Below are 23,632 nucleotides of genomic sequence, written 5' to 3' on the forward strand. Positions count from 1 at the left end.
CCATATTCGAGAATCGGTAACTTATCGCATACCAAGCAGCCGGAGCATTAAATCCCCTCCGTCTGTGATCGGCAATATGAAAAATACGCGGCTGATCGTTACACCGAAGAATGTGATTAACATCGCGACAGTGACCGTTACCGGCTTCAGCCATTTCGGAACAGGCTTTAATGCAGGCTTTATCTGCTTCACATAATAGCGATGAATGCACAGCATCACGCCATGGAACATGCCCCAAATGACGAAATTCCAGGCGGCTCCGTGCCAGAGGCCGGAGACAGTCATCGTCGCCATCAGATTGAAATAGACCCGGGGAGCAGGAACACGGCTTCCCCCGAGGGGAAAATACACATAGCGGGTCAGCCATGAACCGAGCGAAATGTGCCAACGGTTCCAGAACTCGGCTATGCTGCGTGCCAAATAAGGGAAGCGGAAGTTCTCCGGGATGACAATGCCGAACAAGCGAGCTGTCCCGATGGCAATGTCTGAATAGCCAGAAAAATCAAAATAGATGACGAACGTATAGGCGACAAGCGAAATCCAGAGTCTGGCGGTATCTGCCTCAGCTATGCCGGACGCCGAGTAGACGGGCTGCGCCAGCATATCCATGGATCCGGCGAGGACGAGCTTTTTGAAAAGGCCGCACCCGATTCGGGCGACTCCGATCAGCATGTGGTCCACGTGAAATCTCGATGTTAGCTGCGGATGAAACATCTGAAATTGTTTAATTGGGCCCGCCACCATCGACGGGAAGAAGAAAATGAATGACAACAGACCTTCCGGCCGATGCTCCGGCAGCGTTCCGCGTTTGCGTTCAACCAAGTAATGAATCAGCTCGAACGTAAAGTAGGAAATGCCGAGCGGGAGCACAATCTGCTCTGCCTTAGGCAAGAAGGGCTGATGAACAAAAGCAAATAACTCATTTAACGTATCCAGCATCATGTTGGTATACTTGAAATAACCAAGCACGAGAATGGCAGTAAGGATACCAGCGGGGTAAATCCATCGCTTTCTCCATTTCGCCGCGGCTTTCGCGACAACAATGGCAATGACTACTTCCCCAAGCAACAGGAACAGGTAAGCACCTGCATAATTGTAGTAAAATGCGACGCCTGAGGCAAAGAGCACCCAGGGTCTGAGACGATGCGGCATGAGGTGATACGTGACGGCAGCCACGAACACGAACAGCCAATAAAACCAATCCGTATACATCATAATTTTCCGTATCCACCATCCGAGTTGTCAAAAATACTTATCTCTTAAAGCACTTATCCATATTACAGTATCCATCAGTTGAAACGTATGGGAATTTTATGAATATATTTTTTTTAAGGGGTTATCGAATCCGAAACCGATTCAAGTTCATGCCCCTGAGGGGAAGCACATAGAATAGACGATCATCATTCTACCAAAGTTGCAACTGGCCGTTCTAAAGCATCATGGAGGGGGAGCGGGCATGGCAATCGAACCCTAATAATTAGTGCGGGACGACTTTTTAGTTCGTTGCCAACGGAAGCGGACTAAATTTAAGGCCCTTGTTCTAGCGATCGCCCCTCCTTTTTTCAAATCTATGGGGAGTATGCTCCTCTCTGGATTATGATATAGTCATTGAAGTGTCTACGATATAACATAAACTGCCGTTTGATTAAGCTGCTTAAACATGCTATAAGTGAAGAAAAAGCAAGGACATGAACAGGTGTATTTACTATTTCGGGATAAAGATTTGTCCTGGTATGTATAGAGGAGTTTTTAATATGAAAGACAATTTTTGGCGTGATTTACCGCGGCCTTTCTTTATACTGGCGCCCATGGAAGATGTGACGGATGTTGTGTTTCGCCATGTCGTAAGTGAAGCAGCCAGACCGGATGTGTTTTTTACGGAGTTTGCGAATACAGAGAGCTATTGTCACCCGGATGGGAACCACAGTGTGCGCGGACGTTTGACTTTTACAGAGGATGAACAGCCGATGGTCGCCCATATCTGGGGAGATAAGCCGGAATACTTTCGTCAGATGAGTATCGGCATGGCGAAAGAAGGGTTTAAAGGCATCGATATTAATATGGGCTGTCCTGTAGCGAATGTAGCCGAGAATGGGAAGGGAAGCGGGCTGATCTGCCGTCCCGACATTGCAGCGGACATTATCCAGGCGGCCAAAGCCGGGGGATTGCCCGTCAGTGTAAAAACAAGGCTCGGTTTCACAGCTGTAGACGAATGGCGCGGCTGGCTAACCCATATTTTGAAGCAAGACATTGTGAATCTGTCGATTCATCTGCGGACAAGAGAGGAAATGAGCAAAGTCGACGCGCATTGGGAACTGATTCCGGAGATTAAGAAGCTTCGTGATGAGGTGGCGCCCGATACACTGCTGACCATTAACGGGGATATTCCTGACCGTCAGACCGGCATGAAGCTCGCTGAACAATACGGTGTGGATGGCATTATGATTGGGCGCGGGATTTTTCATAATCCATTTGCTTTCGAGAAGGAGCCGAAGGATCATAGCAGTGAGGAATTGCTTGGTCTGCTGCGGCTGCATCTGGATCTCCATGATCAATATTCGGCACAGATGCGGCGCTCCTTCAGCGCACTTGTCCGCTTCTTCAAAATCTATGTCCGTGGATTCCGAGGGGCAAGCGAACTCCGAAATCACTTAATGAACGCAAAGTCGACAAGTGAAGTAAGGGCGCTGCTCGATGAATTTGGAAGCAAGCATTCTGATGAGGCAGATGGATAGGGAAATTAAATGGACAGGCTGGAGAACACCAGCGCTTTAGGAGAACAAATAATATTTTTGGAAAACATGGCCGATTTGGCTGTGTTTTTTTCTTTTGACGGATTGTCAAGCTAAGTGCGACACCTCTTCCATGAAAGCTTCGTGAGCCGAGCCCCATCCGAGGCATTTGCAAGGTCAGCCGGACGGGGTTAGCCAGTTCTTCATCGGTAACGGAAGCGAAATCGTACCCTTTAGGGAAGAACTCCCGGAGAAGACCATTCAGTAAAATTGTTAACAATATTGTTGACAATGAAAAAAGTGGAATTTATACTTTAATTTAATTAGAAATGAAAAGGAGGATAGGTATTTATTAATACAACCTAGGAAGCTCATACAGATTTCAAAATGGGCCAGCAGCTTTAATAAAGGTGGGGTAACGTATGAAATTACCGAAAATGAAAGCGCTAATATGGGAAGGTAAGGGTGTCCTCAGCCTTCGTGAAGTTCCGGTTCCTGAGATAGAGGCCCATGAAGTCCTAATCCGTGTTAGTTACACGGGAATGTGCGCGACAGATAAAGAAATCGTAACGGGAACCTTTCCGACACCTCCCCCCTATATTCTCGGCCATGAGATTACGGGCAGCATTGCAAGTGTAGGAGGCTTAATCCAAAACCTAAAAGCAGGTGACCGGGTTGTAGTGGATCCAGCGATCCCTTGCCAGGAGTGCCCAGCTTGCCACGCTAATCGGCCTGAATACTGTTATGTATATCGTGAAATAGGGATTAATGAGAATGGGGGCTGGGCTGAATTCGTTAAAGTGCCCGGTCGATGCGTGCATCGAATTCCTGATGAAATCACGGATCTTTCAGCGGCGATTTTCGAACCCATGACCTGCCCTTTTGGCGTCGTGGAAGCGGCGAATGTATATCCCGGGGATGATGTTCTTATTTTTGGCGATGGACCGGCAGCCTTCTATTTTGCGCAGATTGTTAAGTTAAAAGGTGCAGGAACCATTTCAATGGTCATGAAACAACTCGAGAGAATAAGTCTGTTTAGCAGTATAGGGGTTAAGAACTTTTACTTCATTGAACAAATGAAGGATCTGGCTTCGAACGCTGTAGTTAAAGAACACAATGGCTTTGACCTGGTGATTGACGCGGTGGGGACGTCAGAAACGGTAAAGCATACCGTAACCTATGCTAAAACGGGTGGCAGAATTATATTTTATGGTTTAAAAGATGCCTCTACAGACTATTTTCCTCATCGGGAAGTTATTTTTAAAAACCTTACGATCTATGGGAAAACCAACTCCCCTTCGATTTGGCCCAAAGCCATTCAATGTGTTAAGCAGGGCGATATTGTCCTCGAACCTTTGATTGAAAAAATAGTTAAACCTGAAGAAGTGCCGGGTTTGCTGCAGCAATGGGAAGGCAAGAAAGCGGTCATCGATTGGAGGATTGGGCACAGTGACTGCTTTTCTAACATCAAGAATTAAAAAGTGCAAGTATGGACTAAACAAAAAACAGTTCATGGATAATACCAGGAACTGTTTTTGTTCATGTGCAGGGCGGGAGGGCTTCACTTAATAAATATGGCGCTGCAATTCTGCTTCGATGTCTGACCAGGATCTGGATTTAATGGCTTCTAGCAGTGAGCGATGCTCTTCAATTAACTTAGTGAAATTATCCTCCTGATGTTTGCGGCCATTTGTCATAAAGTGGAAAATAATGCGCGACGATACGCCTGACCATATAGCCATGAGGTAGGGCTCTTTGGTTGCATGGATCAAATATTCATGAAATTGGAGGTCTTTCTCTATTACTGTTTCCAATTGGTTCTTTTCGCATCCAGCTTCAAGCTCGGATAGAATGGCTCCCAGTCTCATATAATCTTCGTCCGTCAATTGAAGGTATATTTTCTTTAAGGCGTAGGTTTCCAACAAAATGCGTAATGGGTTAAGTAAAGCGGTAACCTCTTCATCCTCGACATCCGCAACGACGGTTTCCCTATGCGTTTGAGTTACTAGTAAACCGTCTCGTTCCAGGAGTAGAATAGCTTCACGGATTGGACCTCGGCTAAGCCCCATTTCCTTGGATAAATCAATTTCACGCAAACGCGTTCCCGGCTTAATCTTTCCATATATAATCGCTCGCTTGATATCTTTAAACACTTGGTTTCGTAATGTATCGGTTTTTTTTACGCTAAAACGAAAATCAGTCATCAGTCATATTAGCCTCCATTTACTGTTTTACTAAAATTATAATACATTTAATCCCTGTCTCCAGTCAACAAAATTGATAATTTTATTGTTAACAATATTGTTGACAATAAAATTTCGACGATGCTATACTGAGATCGAAGTAACACAATAACATTACTTATGGTGGTGAAGGTATGAAAATTATCGATGTATTAACAACCCCGGTTCTTATTCCATTTAAAAAGCCTGCTAAGTGGTCAGGTGGAACAAGACGAAATGCTCCAGCTCTGATGATTCAATTGAAAACCGATGAAGGCCTGGTAGGCATCGGGGAATGCGTGGGGCCAACCATCCCTACGATCCAAACTGTGGTTGAGAAGGAATTCAAGCCGTTTTTAATTGGCAAGGACCCCATGCAGACCGAGTTGATCTTGCACCAATTAGAAGAGTATATTCTTAACTGGTCTCAGATGGGTTATTATGCGCTGGCAGGTATCGACATAGCCTTATTGGATCTGAAAAGTAAAATGTTAAACACACCACTTTATAATTTGCTTGGCGGTTTATACAAACAGGAAACTAGATTTGCAGGATATCTGTTCATTGATGATCCGTTAATCAATGCCAAAGAGGCTGAGGAAATTGTGGCGAAGGGTTATGACGAAATCAAAATCAAAGTGGGCCGTGAAGTCGATTATGACGTGGAAAGAATAAAAGAAATCAGGGCAGCGGTTGGCCCTAACATAAAGCTGCGTGTAGATGCTAATCAAATTTGGAGCGTAAAAACAGCCATCCAAGCGATTAATAAAATGGAGAAATATGACCTGCAGCTCGTAGAGCAGCCAACACCTTACTATGATATTGACGGATTAGCTGAAGTTAGTCGGTCGGTATCCGTGCCGATTACAGCAGATGAATCCTGTACAACCTTTGAAAGCGCACTTAAATTGATTGAGAAAAGAGCAGTCGCTGCATTTACGGTTTATCCTTCTGAGGCGGGCGGATTGTTGAAAGCAAAGCAAATCGTAGAATTGGCAGATACATACGGTATCTGGTGTGTAACCGGCTCTTGGGCAGAAACTGGAGTTGCCACGATGGCCAATGCCCATCTCATTGCTTCATCCAGAAACTTCCCGTTTGCAGCAGATACGCATTACGAATGGTACAGCTCAGATGTGCTTAAGCAACCTATCAATTTTCAACAAGGACGCGTGAAACTCACGGATGCGCCTGGACTTGGAATTGAGCTGGCTGAAAACTTCAACGGCTTAGATAAAGAGGAAATTAGAGAAATGGTTTTCTACGATAGTGAATCCGGCTCGGATTATCAACCTAGAATCGGCATGATCCTATAAATTGAAACAGAATGAAGGGTGGAAATTAAGTAGTATGCCGAGTTTGATGGTTGTTAATTTGGCTATAGGTTTCATTACACCTCCAGTGGGAGTTAATTTATTTGTAGGTTCGGGTATATCCGGAATTTCCATGAAAGCGTTATCAATAGCGGTCATACCTTTCTTTTTTGTTACGGTATTAGCCTTATTACTTATTGTATTCATACCGGATTTATCCCTTTGGATTGGCCATTATTTTTCAATATAAAAAAGGGGCGTGAGATCATGGGAATTTTTAGAGGGAAAAGAGGTTTTAAATTATGGATTATCATGCTGCTGTTACTCAGCGCCGCCTGTTCGAATCAAAGTAATGACCACAGGGATGCATCACAAGAAGTAATATTGGATTTTATGGTCACAACGGAGAATCTAAGCGACCGGTTAAAAAAGGTGATTGAAAATTACGAAGCAGCGACCGGTAACAAGGTGGAGATTCAATCCTTTCCATCCACAGAATACAATAATATTTTGAAAACCAAGATGATGTCGGATGACGGTCCGGACCTCTTTGTTACGGACGATATCGCCATGGCGCAATTTGCAAATCCCAGGACGTGGTTCACAGACTTGTCCTCAGAGGAATGGGTAACCAGGCTGTCTCCCGGCGGAAAACAAATGATTACTTGGAACGACGGACAGATCACAGGCCTTCCCATTACAAATCCAGGCGGATTTGGGCTGATGTACAATAAAGATATTTTCGAGGAGGTAGGCATCACTGAGCTGCCGACTACCTGGGAGCAATTTTTAGACATTTGCGAAACGTTAAAAAAAGCAGGGTATATTCCGATTAATATTCAATTAGCCAATGGAAGTGAGTTTGGTACGACCCATTTAATGCATCAACTGTTTGCCAATGTAGAATTAACACGGCAGGACAAAATTCAGGCTTTCTACGAGGGGCTAAATACAAATCAGATTAAACTAGCCGACGTCTCCGAATACCAACAAGCCTTGGAGCAAATGGTGGAATTAAAAGAAAAGGGATATACCAATGATGATTTTATGTCCACCTCCTTCGACATGACACAAGAGAGGTTTGGCAGCGGTAAAGTGGCCATGCATCCTTGTGGAGATTTTGTTCTGCCTCCGATGCTGGCAAATTACCCCGATTTAAGGGTTGGATTTTTACCAGCACCTTTCAATGATACTCCGGGTGCAGCGGCCTTGTACGCAGGAGTTGGCATATCCGTAAATGCAAAGGCTGATCAAAAAGCAGCGGCCCTTGAATTTATTAGCTTTTTCGCCTCCAAGGCGCAGCAAGAACAGTTTATGAGTACGGCTCCAGGAACCAATGTATTTGCTGATGTAAAGGCCGAGCACAACATGATCAGTCAAGATTTGCAGGTTTACATTGATCAAGGTAGGGCCTTTATGTTGTTGGCGGGAAAGATGGAGCCGTGGCCAGAGATGGAAGCTAGAAAGGCGATGCAAGAAATGATGCTGGGCTCAAAAACGCCGCTGCAGTTTCTAAAAGAGATGGACCAAAAAGCAAGCATCATCGCCAAAGGGAAAAAATTAGAAGGATGGTAAGAGGAGATAAACTATGAGAATGAATGCGAAAAGTGCCATTCGATATCCCATCTTGTTTATAGTTCCTGCGCTTGTGATTTACATGATCTTCTTTATTTACCCCACCTTATCTGGCTTTTACTTTTCATTTACCGATTGGAATGCCTCGAGCACAGAAGTTAAATTTGTTGGAGTTCAACAGTTCATGGATGTGGTACAAAATCCTGATTTTACATTAGCTTTAAAAAATACGTTCCTATTCTCAATCACAACAACGTTAGGGAAAAACATCGTTTCCATTGCTTTAGCTGTGTTTTTAACAACAGCGCTTTTAACAAGAAATGCTTTAAGAGCCGTATATTTCTCTCCGGCCATCTTGAATATTGTTGCGGTGGGATTAATTTTTCAGGGGCTAACCAATCCTGACATAGGTTTTGTTAATCATATGTTTCGAGCTTTAGGTCTGGATTGGTTTGCTCAAGGTTGGATCAGTGATCCCAAGTTATCAATACATGTCGCAAGTGTTATGGAAATTTGGCGTGCAACCGGAATTACAATGGCCATTTATATAGCAGGAATACAAAATATCTCTAGGGATTATTATGAAGCTGCAACCATTGATGGGGCTCCTGCCTGGAGCAAATTTAGGTATATTACGCTCCCGTTGTTAATGCCTGCTGTCACTATCAATGTGTTATTGTCTTTAATTTATGGCTTTCGAATGTTTGAAGGGATTTACTTTTTGACCCAAGGGGGACCAGGAACCTCTTCAGAAGTCATTATGACCATGGTTTATAAATACATGGGACAAGGGCTTTATGGCTATAGTACCGCGCTTAATTTAATATTGGTTGTGATCATTTTGATCTTTTCTTTCCCTATCCTTTCGTATTTGAGAAAAAAGGAGGTTGAGGGATGAAAAGCCAAAAACTCACATTAAGGTTGCTAGAGGGTGTCCTTTGGATGTTCAGTGCATTCATTTTTGTTCCATACTTGCTGGTCCTTTTAACCTCCTTAAAAAATGCAAAAGAGGCTGGCTTATTTACACTCTCAGTTCCTTCGGAAATTCTCATTTTACAGAATTATAAAATAGTGTTTGAACAGGGATACGTGATTCAAGGGTTTGTAAACAGCATGTTGATTGCAGTTCTATCCTTGTTTGTTATCTTGATGTGCTCTGCCCTGCTTAGTTTTTATATTGCGCGGGTAAAGGATGCATTCTCTAGCTTTCTCTATTATTTTTTCATTATGGGAATGATGGCACCGATCAGCCTTGTGACCACATTTGAACTGCTGAAAAGTCTAGACCTGATTAATACTAGAATGGGCGTCGCTATGATATTTGCCAGTACCCTGATTCCTTTTGCCACATTTATTTATGTAGGCTTTGTGAAAGGCTTGCCTAAGGAATTGGATGAATCCTCTACTATAGATGGCTGTGGCCCTTACAAGATGTTTTTTTTGGTGATTATGCCATTGCTGCAGCCCATTACGGTTACAGCAGGCATCCTGGTTTTTATGAATGTCTGGAATGATTCTCAAATTGTGCTTTTCTTTTTAAATGATAACGCGAAGTGGACGATGCCGTTGAACATTTATAGATTTTATGGGTATTACCGCTATGAGTGGAATTATATCTTCGGCAGTGTGCTGCTAACAACACTGCCTGTGTTTCTGCTCTATCTCGTCGGGCAACGATTCATCATTGAAGGTATGACGAGCGGAGCAGTCAAAGGTTAAAATAAAATGGAGGGATCTGCAATGAGAGTACTAGCTGTCGGAGCCCATCCCGATGATGTGGAGCTGCTGTGTGGAGGGACGCTGGCCAAGTATGCAGCAAAGGGTAACAAGGTAACCATTATGATTGCAACAAACGGCAACGTGGGCTCGGAAATATTAAGCAGTGAAGAGATTGCGGCAATACGCAAGCAAGAAGCTGAGCAGGCTGCATCTATCATAGGCGCGGACCTGATTTGGCTGGGATACGACGATGAGTTTCTATTTCATGATCGACCGACGCGGATGGCGTTTATTAATGCCATACGCAGCGCAAATCCTGATGTGATGTTCGTGCACGGGGAACAGGATTATCATCCCGATCATCGTATATGTGGAGAAATCGCAAGGGATTGCCGCATATTAGTAACCGTTCCCTTAATCATCACCGAACACAAGCATATGTTGAAAATCCCCCACGTATTCATTATGGATAACTTAGGGGCTATAGGTTTTGAACCTGAAGCATATGTCGATATCACCGAAGTGTTCGAGACGAAGGCAGCTATGCTGAAATGCCATAAAAGCCAGGACAGCTACCTTGAGCATATGTATGGAATGGATTATGTGCAGTTTATGTCCACGGTGTCTTCAATGCGGGGGCAGGCCATTGGTGTTCGGCACGCCGAGGCGTTTAGAAGCTTACCGATGTATCCGGTAAGTGGAGGGCCTCACCTGCTGCCGATCTAAAATATTATTTCAGAAGGAGTGTAGAAATGAAATCCGTATGGTTTGGCGACGTGCAAGTACAATTGAAAGCAGTAGGATTTGATAAAGATGGAACCCTATTTGATGCCGTACCCTTTTGGGCGTATATCGACCAATTAAGGTGTTCCGAATTTTCTAAAATTGTAGGTCCGGGGTATGAACAGGATTGGCATGCACTTATGGGCTGGAGGCATTATCCTGATGATATTGATTACAATGGAACGTTAGCCATTGCAACGATGGCGGAAGAAATCATTTTGGCCGCAGGACTGATTTATCAAAAAACCGGCAGGCCTTGGTTTCAATGTAAGCAGCTGGCAGAGCAGGTGTTTGCTAAAGCAGATCAGAGTATGGTCATTGCAGAAGCGTTTAGCAAAAAGCCAGGTGTTCCCGAAGTGTTCATTAACTTGAAGCAGCATGGCGTAAATACCGGGATTCTGACTTCTGATAGTTTTATGCGGACTGATGCCTGTATGAAGCTGCTTCAGGTTGATGAGCTGTTGGATTTTGTTATTACGCCCGAAAAAGTGAAAAATGGAAAGCCCAGTCCTGATATGGTAGAAAGCTGCTGCAGCATGTTCAATATTTCACCTTCAGAGCTTGCTGTAGTGGGTGATTCTATCGTAGATCTTAAAATGGCCAAAGCAGCTGGGAGTATTGCCGTTGGATTGGTGACACATGAAGGATCCAGGGAATCGCTGGGTGAATGGGCAGACATTTTAATTGAATCCATGATGGATATTAGAGTAGAACAGAACTGACTCTTCGGTGGGATCCATGCGTGTATAACACAGGATAAGACTCAATCCGTTGGGTACGTCATTGGAGGAGCAACCGGACCCGTCCTTCTTGGCTGGATCCATGATGCTACGCAGAGCTTCTTCATAGCTATTGTGGGGATGATTGTAATTAATGTGTTGATGATAGCCGTTCAATTCATGGCTGTGCCAAGGAAATCCAAAGATACAGTCGATATAACCGTGAAAGGTGTAGAGAGCACGTTTTCGAAATGATCATTTCCAGAGCTATCGGGAAGAAGAGTATCTTACAATGAATATCTTAATATTAGGCGCTACCGGTCGAGTGGGTTTGGAAATGGTTGCTCTTGCACTTATGGAAAGACTTCATGTTACTGCACTTGTTCGCACACCAGCTAAGATGAAATATACCAGTGAAAACTTAACACTGATCCAAGGGAATGCCTTAAATAAAGATGATATCAGGCGTTCTATACATGGGATTGATGTGGTCGTTAGTGCATTAAGTACGGATGGAACATCCACTTTATCGGAAAGTATGCCGCTCATTATGGAAGCAATGAAAACCGAAGGCAAAAAACGACTTGTCACCATTGGAACGGCGGGAATTTTGCAAAGCCGAACCAACCCTGCGATCCTTCGTTATCAGGCAAGTGAATCCAAGCGTAAGTCTACCCGTGCAGCGGAAGAACATCATAAAGTATACGACATGCTGAAACAATCAGTCCTCGAATGGACGATTGTCTGTCCTGCCTATTTATCCGACGGAGAACGGATGGAGAATTATCGTGTAGAACGTGACTTTTTGCCTGAGGGTGGATCTGTTATAGCTTTTAGCTATAACTAGTTATGAGATTTTGGTATGCCTTATAACTCCTCTCGTCGTGATATGATATCGCTATACAACGAGGGGGTTATGTAGATGACTGATAAGTTCCAGATCGTAGGAAGTTTGTTGCGGCCCGAAGAGCTGCTGAAATATAAAACACAAATTGAACATCGTGATGATATCCAGTATCCGTTCTATGATAGCTTCGAAGGGTATGCCGAGTGCGAGACCCAGGCGATCAAACAGGTCGTGAAAAAGGAAATCGAGCATAACCTGTCGGTTGTTACGGACGGCGAATTCTCCAAATCAATGTGGCATCTGGATTTTGTATGGGGCTTTGACGGAGCCCAGCGTTATATCGCGGACCATGGCTACTTTTTCCGGGATGTGGACGGAACCTCAAAATATGAAACGCGCAAAGATATCGGCCTGCGCATTACTGGCAAACTGAGCGGAAAGAATCATCATTTTATTAAGTTGTTCAAACAGCTGCAAGAAACGGCTGGCGACCAGCCAACGAAGCTTTGCGTACCGTCTCCTTCCCATATCTATGGTGAACTTTCCTGGTCGGATAACATTGGCGGCACGGATGCGGTTTATCAGAACAAACAGGAGCTCAAAGCTGGCCTTGTGAACGCGTATAAGGAATTTGTCGCGGAATTCGCTGCGGCAGGCGGCAAAATCCTGCAGTTCGATGATTGCTTATGGGAGCTGTTTGCAGACGACAACCCGAACTCTCCGTTTACAGGGGAGCATATTAATCAAGCGGAAGTTCAGGGTCTCGCTACCGAATTTATTGATATTAACAATACGGTGATTGACTTCGGCCATAGCCTGGGCTTGAAAATGTGGACACACAACTGCCGCGGGAACTATGATTCCCGCAACATGGGCGGTGGCTCTTATGCGAAAATCGCCAACCTGTTCCTGAAGCAATTGAAATATGATCGCTTCTTCCTGGAGTGGGACGATGATCGTGCGGGTTCGATTGAAGCACTGGAGGTTTTCAAGGACAGACCGGAAACGGAGATTGTTCTGGGCCTGCTGTCTTCCAAAACCAATACGCTTGATGATGAAGCACGCGTCATCCGTCTGCTTGACGAAGCATCCAAAATCATTGATAAGGATCGCCTGCTGCTCTCGCATCAATGCGGCTTTGCATCCTGCGATGGCGGGAACGAGCTAAGCGAAGCCGAGCAATGGGCCAAAATCGATCAAGGTCAGAAGCTTGCGAAGCAATATTGGGGTAGCTAGACAATACAACGAGATATTAATATAAACGGCGACCTTTTCCTGGAATTCAATCAGGGGAGAGGTCGCCGTGTTTTTTTGGATGGTCCCTAGTTGTTCAATGTGATCAAACGATCATTTCTGGTCTTTGCATGAGTCATACCTCCAAGATCAACTTAGTGAGCAGAGTCCTTTATTAAATATTCCATGTTTAGCATACCGTTAATCCGCTGTCTGCACCGCCGAATGCCGTGATGCCATGCTGGACAATACAAACACGGCAATGATGGCGATGAGAACGCCGAATACCCCGAACCAGGTAATGGATGCCAAAGAAACACGGTTAACGATCAGCCCGCCGATTCCTGCGCCGACAGCCATGGCAAACTGCATCATGGAACTGTTCAAGCTCAGCATGACGCCCGAGGATTCAGGAACAAGCTTGACCAGGTTAAATTGCTGCGCCGGAGCGGATGACCAGGCGGCAAAAGACCAGAGGATCAAAATGGCGAATACGGCAATGACCGACTGTCCGACTAAGGATAGCAAAATCAACGAAATGACGTGAAGCACCATCCCTGAAACGAGCGTGAATATAATGCCCCGTTTATCCGCGCTGTAGCCGCCGACTTTCGAGCCAATCAAACTGGCAATGCCGAACACGAACAGAGCTGCGCTAATCAATGATTCATTTAAATGAGTCACCTCTAGCAGATAAGGGGAGATGTAAGTATAGGCAAGGGAATATCCGCCCAACCAGAAAAAAGTAATCGCTAAAGCAACCAAAACCTGAGGTTTCTTTAACAAAGCAAATTGTTTGATCAAAGGGACAGGCTTGTCGCCCTGCATATGTGGAAAAACCGCAGCAATGACAAGCATGGCGATGACCCCGACAATTGCGATGGCCAGAAATACCGCTTTCCAGCCAAAAGCCGAGGCTACCATTCTGCCGAGTGGGACGCCGATGATGAGCGATGCGGTAATGCCCATGGTGACGTTGGCGATGGCGCCGGCTTGCTTGCCTGGCGGAGCGATTTTGGCGGCGATACTGAGCGCGTTAACGGTGACCAGCCCTGCGCCTAACGCCGTAATGATTCTAGCGGCAATGAAGAGACCGAAGCCGGACAATATAAATGTCAGCAGATTTGCGATAATAAAGAGGCCCAGCGAATAAAGTAGGAGCTTACGCCGGTCCATTTTGGCCGTCAGCGCCATTAAAATAGGCGTGCCGACCGCATAGGCCAGGGAATAAACCGTAATGAGCTGGCCTGCTGCCGCAACGCTTGTTCCCATCGTCTCTGCGATCCGGTCCAATATCCCGGAAATGATGTAATTGGATGTTCCAACTAAAAAGCTGACCAAGGCTAGGACGTAAACTTTCCATGTGCTCTTCATAATTCACTCTCCTGATGTGTTTAAAACGATGTTTTTAAAAATATCGAAATAAAAATATAAATCAAAATTAATGCATATATAAGCATATACTCATATACAGGTTAATTGTGATCATCAAATCAAAGAAGCCCGCCAATTTATAACACTCCAAATCTCCGAGTACATGCAATGACAGCCGAAGCCTCGACCACTTGCTGTTGATTGAATGCGATCGGAAGCAGCTTCTGCTTCAGCTCCGGCGAGTCGATAACGAGAAACCGCCACGGCTGCAGTTTAGCGGCTGAGGGGGCCAGCGTGGCTTGCCGCAATATTCCGGTCAATTCCTCCAGCGAAATCTTGATCTAGGGATCATAGCTACGAACCGACCGACGTTCTCGAATAACATCAAAAAAAAGTTGGTGCTCCATCGTTAGTGACGGTTGTGAAACCGACATGGTTCTCTCCTCCTTTTGGAAAAGCGGTATTCTGCATTTTGTTTCAATACAACATTAGTTGTTTGAACAACACCTGTTGTATTTATATGTTATGATAACAACAGAATGGTGCGCAACCATCAAAAACCATAAACCGTTGTATAGACAACACCATTTCTATAATGTCGTTTTATTGGGGAGATCAAAACCATGGCAATTAAAAAGAATGAAGCTGATCCTCGTGTGATACGTACACGGCGACTCCTTCAAGACGCTTTTGCTTCGTTAATTCAAGAAAAAGACTTTGAATCGATAACCGTTAGGGATATTGCAGAGCGGGCTACTGTTAACAGAGCGACTTTTTATGCGCACTTTGTAGATAAATTCGAAATTCTAGAGGCCAGACTAATGGAATCCTTTATGACAATCATAAATCGTAGAATAAGCGGTCACGAAGTATTAAATGAAGAAACCATCCAGAGTATTTTTCTGGGTGTATGCGATTTTCACAAAGATCTAAGCACTATGTGCAAAAGAAGGTATACATCGCTTGGAGCTGTATTCGAAATTCAAATAAAGGAAAAAATTCAAACGATACTTCTTTCCTTTATAGACAAAGACAAGATGCTGTCGAGTCCAAACGCGCAATTCTTAATACATACAGCTACTAACATGTTAAGTTGGGGGATGTATGGGGCGGCTTACGCTTGGAACAATGAGGGGCGTCTAATAAGTGCGGAATCATTCGTTAAACAGACTATGCCCTTAGTGATGAACGGAGCTAAAGAATTGCTGGGATAGGTCCTGTCGCTATTGCTCTATCCTGCGGAAGAAACAAGATGCAATGCGGACAATTTGCGAATCCTTATGCAGGAGCGAGGCTTGTACCGACCGTTTAAGAGCGTACCGGAATCATGAGTTTGAGGCGATTCGTCTGACGGCACTGGATATTTGGACCGTTCTTGAATAGAAAGGCTGTTTGGGTCGGATGGTTGCATCCATAGAATGGCCAGGTATGAATATCAAACTAGAATCATTTCATTTTCCGAGAGGGGAGCAAGGGCGATGCTATATTTAAGTAACTTCAAACTCTCTTCTACCATTTCGAGCAACCCGAATATCTATCCCGATCATGTGTTCAGGCACATGGCAGGGGAGGTTCTGCTGTTTGATCGAATCACGGTATTATACGGCAGTAACGGCTCCGGCAAATCCACCTTGCTGAATCTGATCGCCAACAAATTGGGAATCACGGGCGCTGAGCGAATGACAAGTTATGGTCACAACGTGTACGCGCAGCGGTTTATCGAGGAAAGCAGCTATCAGTTCGGGCATGATGATCAGGAGCGTCCCATATATAAGCTTCCCGACCGGAGCCGGTACATCAAGTCAGAGGATCTGTTGTATGAAATCAAGAAAATACAGCAGGAAAGCGTGCTCCGCGAAGGGCTGCTGCATGAGCAGCTCGTTCAGGGAAAGAGCAAGGCCGAGGTAGAAGAGTTGGAGCAGTCGTATGAATTCAAGAAGAAGATGGATATTATTCAATTCGCTCAGGAGAAGTATTCGAATGGGGAAAGCTCGATGCAGTTTTTTGAGGAATATTTGCTTCCCGGGAAACTGTATTTATTGGATGAACCGGAAACGTCGCTTTCTCCCGCGAATCAAATCAAGCTGGCCGAGCAAATGAACGATTTGGCGCGTTATTTCGACAGTCAGTTTATTATTGCTACGCATTCTCCCTTTGTTCTGGGTACGCTTCATGCGAAAATCTATAACCTCGATGCCAAGATTTTGCAAACGGCCGAATGGTTTGAGCTGGATAATGTACAATTCTTTTACCGGTTTTTTCATAAACATCAAAGATTGTTTGAATGAATAGGTTCAAGTATAAGAAGAGGTATCCTTCAAGTGAGGATATCTCTTTTTGGTATGGGGCTCCCACTAGGAATATCCTCGACTCAGTTATTTAAATATGCCACAATAGAGGATCAGGGCCACTGGGAAATGGATCCTAGGCACAGCAATGTAAGCCGCAAGATCACTTACCAATTTGCGTTCCAATAATTTATACTAATTAAGCCAGATTATATTGAAGGAGCTGCCGAATCGGATATGAACAAAAAAGAAGTCGCCAATATACGCAAGCAATTTAAGCTGGATCACGATTTAATGAATATTTATGATATTCTCAATGTCTATATTACAAAGGAAACGAATGAAATCTATCACTGGGAGCGCCTGCCGTTCGAGCTGGTGGATCGGGAGAAGCAAGAGTTATACATGGGGAATTTCAAAAAACTTCTGACCGGCGAGTTGGATCAAAAATTGTTCGAATTGAGATTTCAGGAAGCAGCGGAGGAACCGGCGCAGGTCATGCTTCACCAAGCGCTCGTGTCGGGTGATCCGGAAGAATGGCAGGACTTGATGCTGATGCTGGTGGATCGAATGCTGAAGGATGCCCAATATGAGCGGGATATGGTGGTCACGTTCGTTCGGGGACAGTATTATTTGCCGACCAAGGCGAGAAACGATGAAGCGGAGGAGAGTGAGAAGAACGAGGTGTTCGCCCATCCGTTCATTCTATGCAGCGTGAATTCTACGGAGAAACAACGGAAGACGCTCTTGTTCGATTATGTGGAGCGGGAGTTCAAGTACAATGTCATCGTAGATCCGATTATCAAGTTAAGTGCGCCAGAGCAAGGATTCCTGTACCCTAGCGTGACGGACAATTATTCCGATGTGAATCGTATTTTGTATTGTACGGGAAAATCGAATTTTCCGGACCCGCATTTTGTAGAACAGGTCTTGAACGGAGAAAGATCCGTGACGGCACTTGAAGAGCGGGCGATCTTCGAGGATATCGTCAAGGAAGTGGCCGGCGAACAGCTCGATTCAGCCACCATTGCCCAGGTGTACGAGGAAATCAACCGGGTGATCGAAATAAACGAAGAGACGAAGGAGGAAGAACCTCCGAAGCTGGATTATAAAGATCTGGAGCGCGTGCTGAACGCAAGCGGCGTAGAGGACGTGACAACCGAGAAGGTGGAGCGGGCATTCGAAACCATCGTGGACAACAAGAATTATGAAATGAAAGCAACCAGCGTCATCCCGAAGTATACTTCCAAATCCATTAAGATCGAAACCAAGGTAGCGACGATTTCGATTAGTCCGCAGGATTTAAGGTATGTCAAACAGGTGAATTACCAAGGCAAACGCTGCATCATGATTGAAGTCGACGAAGATGTCGCGATTGAAGGTTTTACGCTGGCTTCAGAGACGCTTTTATAGAGTCTGTTCATCGTACAAGATTCAGCAATTGATGTGGACAAACTCATTCAAAATATTGTTCTGGGAAATAAGCCTAAACATCAATCATACGGAAATCCCTACTGATTATAATAAAACGGTTGTCGAAATAACTTCGGCAGCCATTTTTTTATATGTTTTTAAGAAGAACTGATTCCGAAATCCATGAGTTATTATTGCTAAGGAGAAAAGGGGAATTTCCTAAAATTTCCTTTTTTTCTGCAGAGTGTAACTTTAAACGTTATAATGCGTTAGTATGTATAATAGCGCAAAAATGGAGGTTTATCATGAGAAAAAATAGCAAGGTGCTTATTATAATGATCCTGTTAAGTATCCCGCTTCTACTAATCTCCTGTAGTCATTCAACAGACAAAAAGCCTAGTGCATCTGAAAATCCTCATGAGACTAATGAACCAACTTTCAAGATAGATAGCGAGGAGGTTTCTAGTATTACCGTTTATAGTTATGAAGCAAAGAGACAAGAATCTGCAGACATAAGTAGACGAGAGGACATTGAAACTGTAGTCAATATTCTTAATTCAAACACGATAGAAGAAAATCCGCATACATTGGCTAATTATCGTGATCTTGAAATTCATATGAAGAATGGCTCGACATTAATATTAATGCTCGGTAATGGTCCTCAAATTTCTGTAGAGAATACTGGAACTTTCAAAATTGAAACTCCAGAGGATCATTCGAAGTTAAAACAACTGATTGAACGTGTAGAAAAAGAATATTAGTCAAATAAAAGAGAAGCTCCGGATATACCGAAGCTTCTTTTTTTATAGCCTGTAGTTCAGCGCGTGCTTGATTAAAGCTATGCATTGTGAACTCCACGGAGAAGCAGCGGATAACGCTGGGGCGATAAAGACCCTTCCGAAGACCGATACGTAAATACATCGGCTGCAGGAAGCGGCATCTAAAAGATGGGATATGATGGATATAGAGTGTGACTAGCGTTAGCTGGCAGCGAGGGTTCTTGATAAGAGACTGGGAGTGGCGACGGAGCTATTTCCGAAAATCCAATACGGGGAGATGTACGAAGTGACAACGTTAATCGAATTCAAAAAGGTAACCAAGGCCTATCCAATCGGCGAAGTGACGATTCAAGCCCTTGCGGGTGTTGACTTCTCCATATTAGAGGGTGAATTCGTCGTGATCCTAGGGGCCAGCGGGGCAGGGAAAAGCACGATTTTGAACATTCTCGGCGGGATGGATACGGCTACCTCGGGACAAGTGTTTGTTGGAGATCAAGAGATTACGGGATGGAGCGAGAAGAGATTAACCGAATACCGAGGCGAGCAGGTTGGCTTCGTGTTTCAATTCTATAACCTGATTCCGAATTTGAATGCGCTGGAGAACGTGGAATTTGCGACAGAGGTATGTAAGGACCACCTGGATGCACGAGATATTTTACATAAGGTTGGACTAACGGATCGATTGAAGAACTTCCCTTCCCAGCTCTCTGGCGGCGAACAGCAAAGAGTTGCGATCGCAAGAGCGGTTGCCAAGAATCCCGCGCTTCTCCTCTGCGACGAACCGACCGGTGCTCTGGATTATGTGACAGGAAAGTCGGTCTTAAAGCTTCTTCAAGATTTGAACCAGGAAACGAAGACATGCGTCGTGCTGGTCACCCATAACTCGGCCATCGCGCCAATGGCGGATAAAGTGATTCGCGTCAAGAGCGGAAGAATCGAGAGCATCACGGTCAATGAGCACAAACAAAGCGTTGAAGGGATCGAGTGGTGATGAAGATTTTAGCGTTGAAATTATTACGGGACATGAAACAGTCGGTGGGACAATTCATAGCCATAGTTTTGGTCATCGCGGTGGGGGCTTTTTTCTACACGGGGCTGGTCACCTTGAGCGACAATCTTAGCGGCTATACGAAGGGGTATTTTCAACAACATAATCTAAGCGACTTGAACGTCTATTACAGTCAAATTTCCGCAGGGGATGTCGAGGGTTTAGGGAGCATTGATGGCATTCAACATATCGAATGGCGTTATACCGTCCAGGCCGAACAGGCTTTTGAAGATGATAAAGCTACTTTAACGGTGCATTCGATCCCCGTACCTAATACAATCAACACATCCAGGATGATGGAGGGCAGGATGCCAGCCGACCCGAATGAGATCCTGTTGGACTCCCACTATGCCGAGGCGCATCATTACCGTGTTGGTGATTCCATCCTCCTCCGTGTGAATGACAAGGACATGACGTTCACGATCAGCGGCTTGAATGAGAATGTCGAGCATGCCAAGAAGAACGAAACCCAGGACCACCAAGCTTATGGAATCGCTTATATCCCCGAAGAGACCATACCTGAAATCGCAGGCGGCATGTTCTACAATGAGATCCTGATTGATGCCAAGGACGGTTACGACATGGACCAGTTAGGCCAGGCCATTGAAGCACATTCCCAGTCACTCCCTTATGTAAGCCAGGTTAGCAAAGAACGGACCTTCAACTATTCCCAGACCCAGCAAACGATTCATAATAACAAGCTGATGAGCAGGGTGATCCCGATCGTTCTTTTTTTGATTGAAGCGGTGATCCTGTTTCTGATTATGTCGAGGATTATCGATTCCCAGCGAAACCAAGTGGGCATTATGAAAGCTTTAGGGGTGAAAAAAAGAAGCATCATGCTGCATTACATGGGTTACCCCGTGCTGGCAGGCATCATCGGCTCTATCCTGGGCTATGCTATCGCCGCCGCCCTGTTCATTCCACTCATAACAACGTCGATTGGAAGATCCTACTCCCTGCCTGACCTGACGTTCTCCCTTTCGTTCTTTACGCTCCTACCTCCAATGATTTGCTCCAGTGCGTTTGGCATGCTGTCCTGCTATTTCAGCGGCAGAGTGATCTTGCAAGAACGTGCTGCGCAGGCCATGCGTCCGAAACCGCCCAAGAAGATGAAGAAGCTGCTCATCGAGAACATTCCAGGGGTGTGGAGTCGGCTGTCCTACAGCAACAAGATTATTCTAAGAAATATCTTCTTAAATAAACAAAAAGCACTCGCAAGCTCCGTTGGCGTTGTGGTCAGTACGGTTTTGTTGATCACGGCTTTTGGCACGCAGACGGCCCTGCTCAAGGTAGCCGGTCAGATTGAAGAGGTAAATACGTATGATTTACGAGTCGATTATGCGATCGGATCGTTCCCGGATAGGGCAACACTGCCGTCCGGCATTGCAGACCATTATGGGTTGTCCACCTACCCTGTGGAACTCATCCAAGGGGAAAACAAAGAAAACGCTACGCTCGTGGTAACGGAGCAGGATAATGAGCTGATTCGCTTTTATGATGAACAAGGCAATCGGCTATCGTTAGAAGATCATGGCGTGTTGGTACCGAAATCTTACGCGGATCAGTATCATATAACTGAAGGGGATACGATCCAGCTTCAATTCACCGCACCGGAGCTTAACCAAACCATCGTTGATATGAAGGTTCTGGATATCTCCACACAATACTCGAATCCGTCGTTCTACAGCACACCGAACTATATGAAGAGTTTGGGTATCGACTACGATCCCGCCTCGCTGTTAGTGAGCGTCCCTAGCGCTGCAGATCTGGCGGGCGTTCGCAGCTTCTTCGAGCAAGACCCGCAGGTGGAGGCCATTGCGGACAAGGATGACCTGAAGAAATCAGCGCAGTATATGCTAAAGCAAAACAGCTTTATTTTCATCATGTTTATCATCTGTGCCGTTATTCTATCCTTCGGTGCCATCTACACGATCTCATCCATCAACATTTATGAAAGGAATCGTGAGCTTGCCACGCTGAAGGTATTAGGCTATCCCAAACGTAAAATCAACCGACTAATCTTCTCTGAGAACATGCTGTTAACCGCTTTTGCGGTCATTGTTGCTCTGCCGATCAGCGGTTATGTTTATTCGATTATTATCCAGGCGCTTTCGAGTACGCATCAGCAAATTCCGGATCAATTAAACCTAGTGATTATGCTGGCATCGGTTATGCTGGCGTTCTTCCTGACCCTTCTCTCCAACCTTATGCTGCGGAAGAAAGTGACGCAGATTCATATGATCGAGTCGTTGAAGGGTGTGGAGTGATTAGGATGCCCGCAAGCACCGAGTACTCCAGGCCGCTAAAATATCGGTTGTTAGATATAAAATGAGGGGAATGTGAGTGACACCATGACATAAGAAAGCGCCACGCCTTTTTCATGAGACGTGGCGCTTTTATAAATCTAGCGGCGATGCGTTGACATCCCTAATAATCATCTTTAGTAGATATAACTACTTTGGGGGTAGTCGCATGTCTAACGGCAAAGAGAACTTATGAGGGATTAACCATCAACTACACTCATTTGCACACCAGCTGCGGTTAGCCTTTGGACATTAAAATGAGCTTTGTTTCTCGTCATCTTCTTTATACAAAAGATTCATTGTCTTCTCCATTAAACACAAACCAAACTCCTCTGTCCTCGATGGGTAGCCTAGCCTCCTATCCGATTTGATTCAATGCAGATTGGAGAGCTTCATTCATAGCCGGCTATTTAAATAAAATAATAAATAGAGACACCAAACGTACCTCTGGTAATTGGTGTTATCAATAATGAATGGATCATATTGAAGAATATAGGAGATGCATAATGGACTATTCATCAATAGCAAAGGAACCGCGTATCTTATCCAGAAGAATTAACATATAACATGTCTGGTAATTACGTCTAAACGAGAGGTGATTCATATTTATGGTGTTTAGCAGTAATAACTCTAAAAAAATCCGAAAAAGTTTGTTTATCGGTATAATCGTTGTTGGTTTATCAACAATTATTGCTTGTAGTCCTAAAGAAATAAAAGAAACACAGTTAATAACTGATTATAATCGCCATTTGATTGGAAAAGAAACAATTGGCGATTATATGATATATCGAAACGGGGTTTATATTGATTCTAATGGAGTCGAGTACTCACCAGAGGAATTAAAGAATAGAACACGAAATGGTCTTCCTGAGAATCGGATTATCACAAAGATAATGGAAGAAAATTTTATGCCTCCCTCAATTTTTGAGTTAGAAACAAAAGAAAAAAACGGAGTATATATTTCCCCTGAGATAATTACTGTAAATGGTTCATTAAGCGTCTTAACAGATACTAATGGATCGGGGTGGGAACTAAAAGCGGGTGACTCTGTAGAATATGAATTTGAAAAGTATAAGTCGGAGGTGGTCGAAAATCAAAATATATTAATGGGTTACGTTAAAGACGGCGCTCTATATCCATCGCAAAGATTCGATCAATTAAAGGGGAATTACAATTTAACTATTGAGGAATCAGGGCAATATTACTTTTACATAATAAATGCAAGTTCTGATACGATTGCCTTGAAAGAGGGAACTTTAAGGCTGACAAAAAATAACTGAT

Annotated in this window: 21 protein-coding genes and 2 pseudogenes; 18 read left to right on the plus strand and 5 right to left on the minus strand. The window is 44.5% G+C overall.

The features are described from left to right. Nucleotides 1-21: 21 nt before the first annotated feature. The gene (locus tag BMX45_RS23420) at nt 22-1,215 is read right to left on the minus strand and encodes an MBOAT family O-acyltransferase (RefSeq protein WP_090912290.1); all 1,194 of its coding nucleotides are present in this window, start codon (nt 1,213-1,215) and stop codon (nt 22-24) included. A gap of 539 nt (nt 1,216-1,754) precedes the next feature. On the opposite strand from BMX45_RS23420, the gene BMX45_RS23425 reads away from it, so the two are divergent. Next, a complete protein-coding gene (locus tag BMX45_RS23425) occupies nt 1,755-2,735 on the plus strand; it encodes a tRNA dihydrouridine synthase (protein WP_090912293.1) in 981 nt (326 codons plus the stop codon). Nucleotides 2,736-2,840: 105 nt separating this feature from the next. Here the strand turns inward: BMX45_RS23425 and BMX45_RS31975 are convergent. Further along, a pseudogene (locus tag BMX45_RS31975) lies at nt 2,841-2,994 on the minus strand (IS30 family transposase); the annotation flags it as partial. 160 nt (nt 2,995-3,154) lie between these two features. Here BMX45_RS31975 and BMX45_RS23430 point away from each other — a divergent pair. After that, entirely contained in the window at nt 3,155-4,210 is a 1,056-nt protein-coding gene (locus BMX45_RS23430) for a zinc-dependent alcohol dehydrogenase (RefSeq protein WP_090912295.1), read from the plus strand. 87 nt (nt 4,211-4,297) lie between these two features. Here BMX45_RS23430 and BMX45_RS23435 read toward each other — a convergent pair whose 3' ends face one another. After that, complete coding sequence (locus BMX45_RS23435; protein ID WP_254778207.1) at nt 4,298-4,936, minus strand: GntR family transcriptional regulator; 639 nt, start codon at nt 4,934-4,936, stop codon at nt 4,298-4,300. Nucleotides 4,937-5,109: 173 nt separating this feature from the next. Here BMX45_RS23435 and BMX45_RS23440 point away from each other — a divergent pair, with 173 nt between their 5' ends. The 9 genes from BMX45_RS23440 (at nt 5,110) to BMX45_RS23480 (ending at nt 13,146) form a co-directional block, all read left to right on the plus strand. After that, entirely contained in the window at nt 5,110-6,270 is a 1,161-nt protein-coding gene (locus BMX45_RS23440; RefSeq protein WP_090912299.1) for a mandelate racemase/muconate lactonizing enzyme family protein, read from the plus strand. A 46-nt stretch (nt 6,271-6,316) separates the two neighbouring features. Then, nucleotides 6,317-6,517 carry a TRAP transporter large permease subunit gene (locus BMX45_RS23445; protein WP_368087181.1) on the plus strand — a complete coding sequence of 67 codons (201 nt, stop codon included), beginning with the start codon at nt 6,317-6,319 and terminating at the stop codon, nt 6,515-6,517. A gap of 17 nt (nt 6,518-6,534) precedes the next feature. Then, nucleotides 6,535-7,842 (plus strand): ABC transporter substrate-binding protein, encoded by a 1,308-nt coding sequence (locus tag BMX45_RS23450; protein WP_090912303.1) that lies wholly within the window; start codon nt 6,535-6,537, stop codon nt 7,840-7,842. Nucleotides 7,843-7,855: 13 nt separating this feature from the next. After that, nucleotides 7,856-8,740 (plus strand): carbohydrate ABC transporter permease, encoded by an 885-nt coding sequence (locus tag BMX45_RS23455; RefSeq protein WP_254778213.1) that lies wholly within the window; start codon nt 7,856-7,858, stop codon nt 8,738-8,740. Then, a complete protein-coding gene (locus BMX45_RS23460) occupies nt 8,737-9,561 on the plus strand; it encodes a carbohydrate ABC transporter permease (protein ID WP_090912305.1) in 825 nt (274 codons plus the stop codon). Before BMX45_RS23455 ends, BMX45_RS23460 begins: the two co-directional genes overlap by 4 nt. 21 nt (nt 9,562-9,582) lie before the next feature. After that, nucleotides 9,583-10,287 (plus strand): PIG-L deacetylase family protein, encoded by a 705-nt coding sequence (locus BMX45_RS23465; protein ID WP_090912307.1) that lies wholly within the window; start codon nt 9,583-9,585, stop codon nt 10,285-10,287. A gap of 26 nt (nt 10,288-10,313) precedes the next feature. Continuing rightward, complete coding sequence (locus BMX45_RS23470) at nt 10,314-11,066, plus strand: HAD family hydrolase (protein WP_090912309.1); 753 nt, start codon at nt 10,314-10,316, stop codon at nt 11,064-11,066. 289 nt (nt 11,067-11,355) lie between these two features. Then, complete coding sequence (locus tag BMX45_RS23475; protein WP_090912311.1) at nt 11,356-11,910, plus strand: NAD(P)-dependent oxidoreductase; 555 nt, start codon at nt 11,356-11,358, stop codon at nt 11,908-11,910. A 75-nt stretch (nt 11,911-11,985) separates the two neighbouring features. After that, nucleotides 11,986-13,146 (plus strand): cobalamin-independent methionine synthase II family protein, encoded by a 1,161-nt coding sequence (locus tag BMX45_RS23480; protein ID WP_090912313.1) that lies wholly within the window; start codon nt 11,986-11,988, stop codon nt 13,144-13,146. Nucleotides 13,147-13,344: 198 nt separating this feature from the next. Here the strand turns inward: BMX45_RS23480 and BMX45_RS23485 are convergent, their stop codons facing one another. Further along, entirely contained in the window at nt 13,345-14,517 is a 1,173-nt protein-coding gene (locus BMX45_RS23485; RefSeq protein ID WP_090912315.1) for an MFS transporter, read from the minus strand. Nucleotides 14,518-14,653: 136 nt separating this feature from the next. After that, nucleotides 14,654-14,951: pseudogene (locus tag BMX45_RS23490) on the minus strand (nitroreductase family protein); the annotation flags it as partial. A gap of 189 nt (nt 14,952-15,140) precedes the next feature. Between BMX45_RS23490 and BMX45_RS23495 the strand changes: the two are divergent. The 7 genes from BMX45_RS23495 to BMX45_RS23525 all read left to right on the plus strand — a co-directional run bounded on the left by BMX45_RS23495 (nt 15,141) and on the right by BMX45_RS23525 (nt 23,631). Continuing rightward, nucleotides 15,141-15,731: a TetR/AcrR family transcriptional regulator gene (locus BMX45_RS23495; protein ID WP_090912316.1), complete on the plus strand. Its 591-nt coding sequence runs from the start codon at nt 15,141-15,143 to the stop codon at nt 15,729-15,731. A gap of 264 nt (nt 15,732-15,995) precedes the next feature. Continuing rightward, entirely contained in the window at nt 15,996-16,805 is an 810-nt protein-coding gene (locus BMX45_RS23500; RefSeq protein WP_090912318.1) for an AAA family ATPase, read from the plus strand. A 237-nt stretch (nt 16,806-17,042) separates the two neighbouring features. Beyond that, a complete protein-coding gene (locus tag BMX45_RS23505; RefSeq protein WP_090912321.1) occupies nt 17,043-18,218 on the plus strand; it encodes a DUF4317 domain-containing protein in 1,176 nt (391 codons plus the stop codon). Nucleotides 18,219-18,523: 305 nt separating this feature from the next. Next, the gene (locus BMX45_RS23510) at nt 18,524-18,979 is read left to right on the plus strand and encodes a hypothetical protein (RefSeq protein ID WP_090912323.1); all 456 of its coding nucleotides are present in this window, start codon (nt 18,524-18,526) and stop codon (nt 18,977-18,979) included. A gap of 304 nt (nt 18,980-19,283) precedes the next feature. Next, nucleotides 19,284-19,988, plus strand: coding sequence for an ABC transporter ATP-binding protein (locus tag BMX45_RS23515; RefSeq protein ID WP_090912505.1), 705 nt, complete (start codon nt 19,284-19,286; stop codon nt 19,986-19,988). Continuing rightward, nucleotides 19,988-22,315, plus strand: coding sequence for an ABC transporter permease (locus BMX45_RS23520; protein ID WP_090912325.1), 2,328 nt, complete (start codon nt 19,988-19,990; stop codon nt 22,313-22,315). Before BMX45_RS23515 ends, BMX45_RS23520 begins: the two co-directional genes overlap by 1 nt. A 644-nt stretch (nt 22,316-22,959) precedes the next feature. Beyond that, nucleotides 22,960-23,631, plus strand: a complete 672-nt coding sequence (locus tag BMX45_RS23525) for a hypothetical protein (protein WP_090912327.1) — start codon at nt 22,960-22,962, stop codon at nt 23,629-23,631. The last annotated feature ends 1 nt before the right edge of the window (nt 23,632 follow it).

Source organism: Paenibacillus sp. cl141a, from assembly GCF_900109305.1.
GTDB lineage: Bacteria > Bacillota > Bacilli > Paenibacillales > Paenibacillaceae > Paenibacillus_AQ > Paenibacillus_AQ lautus_A.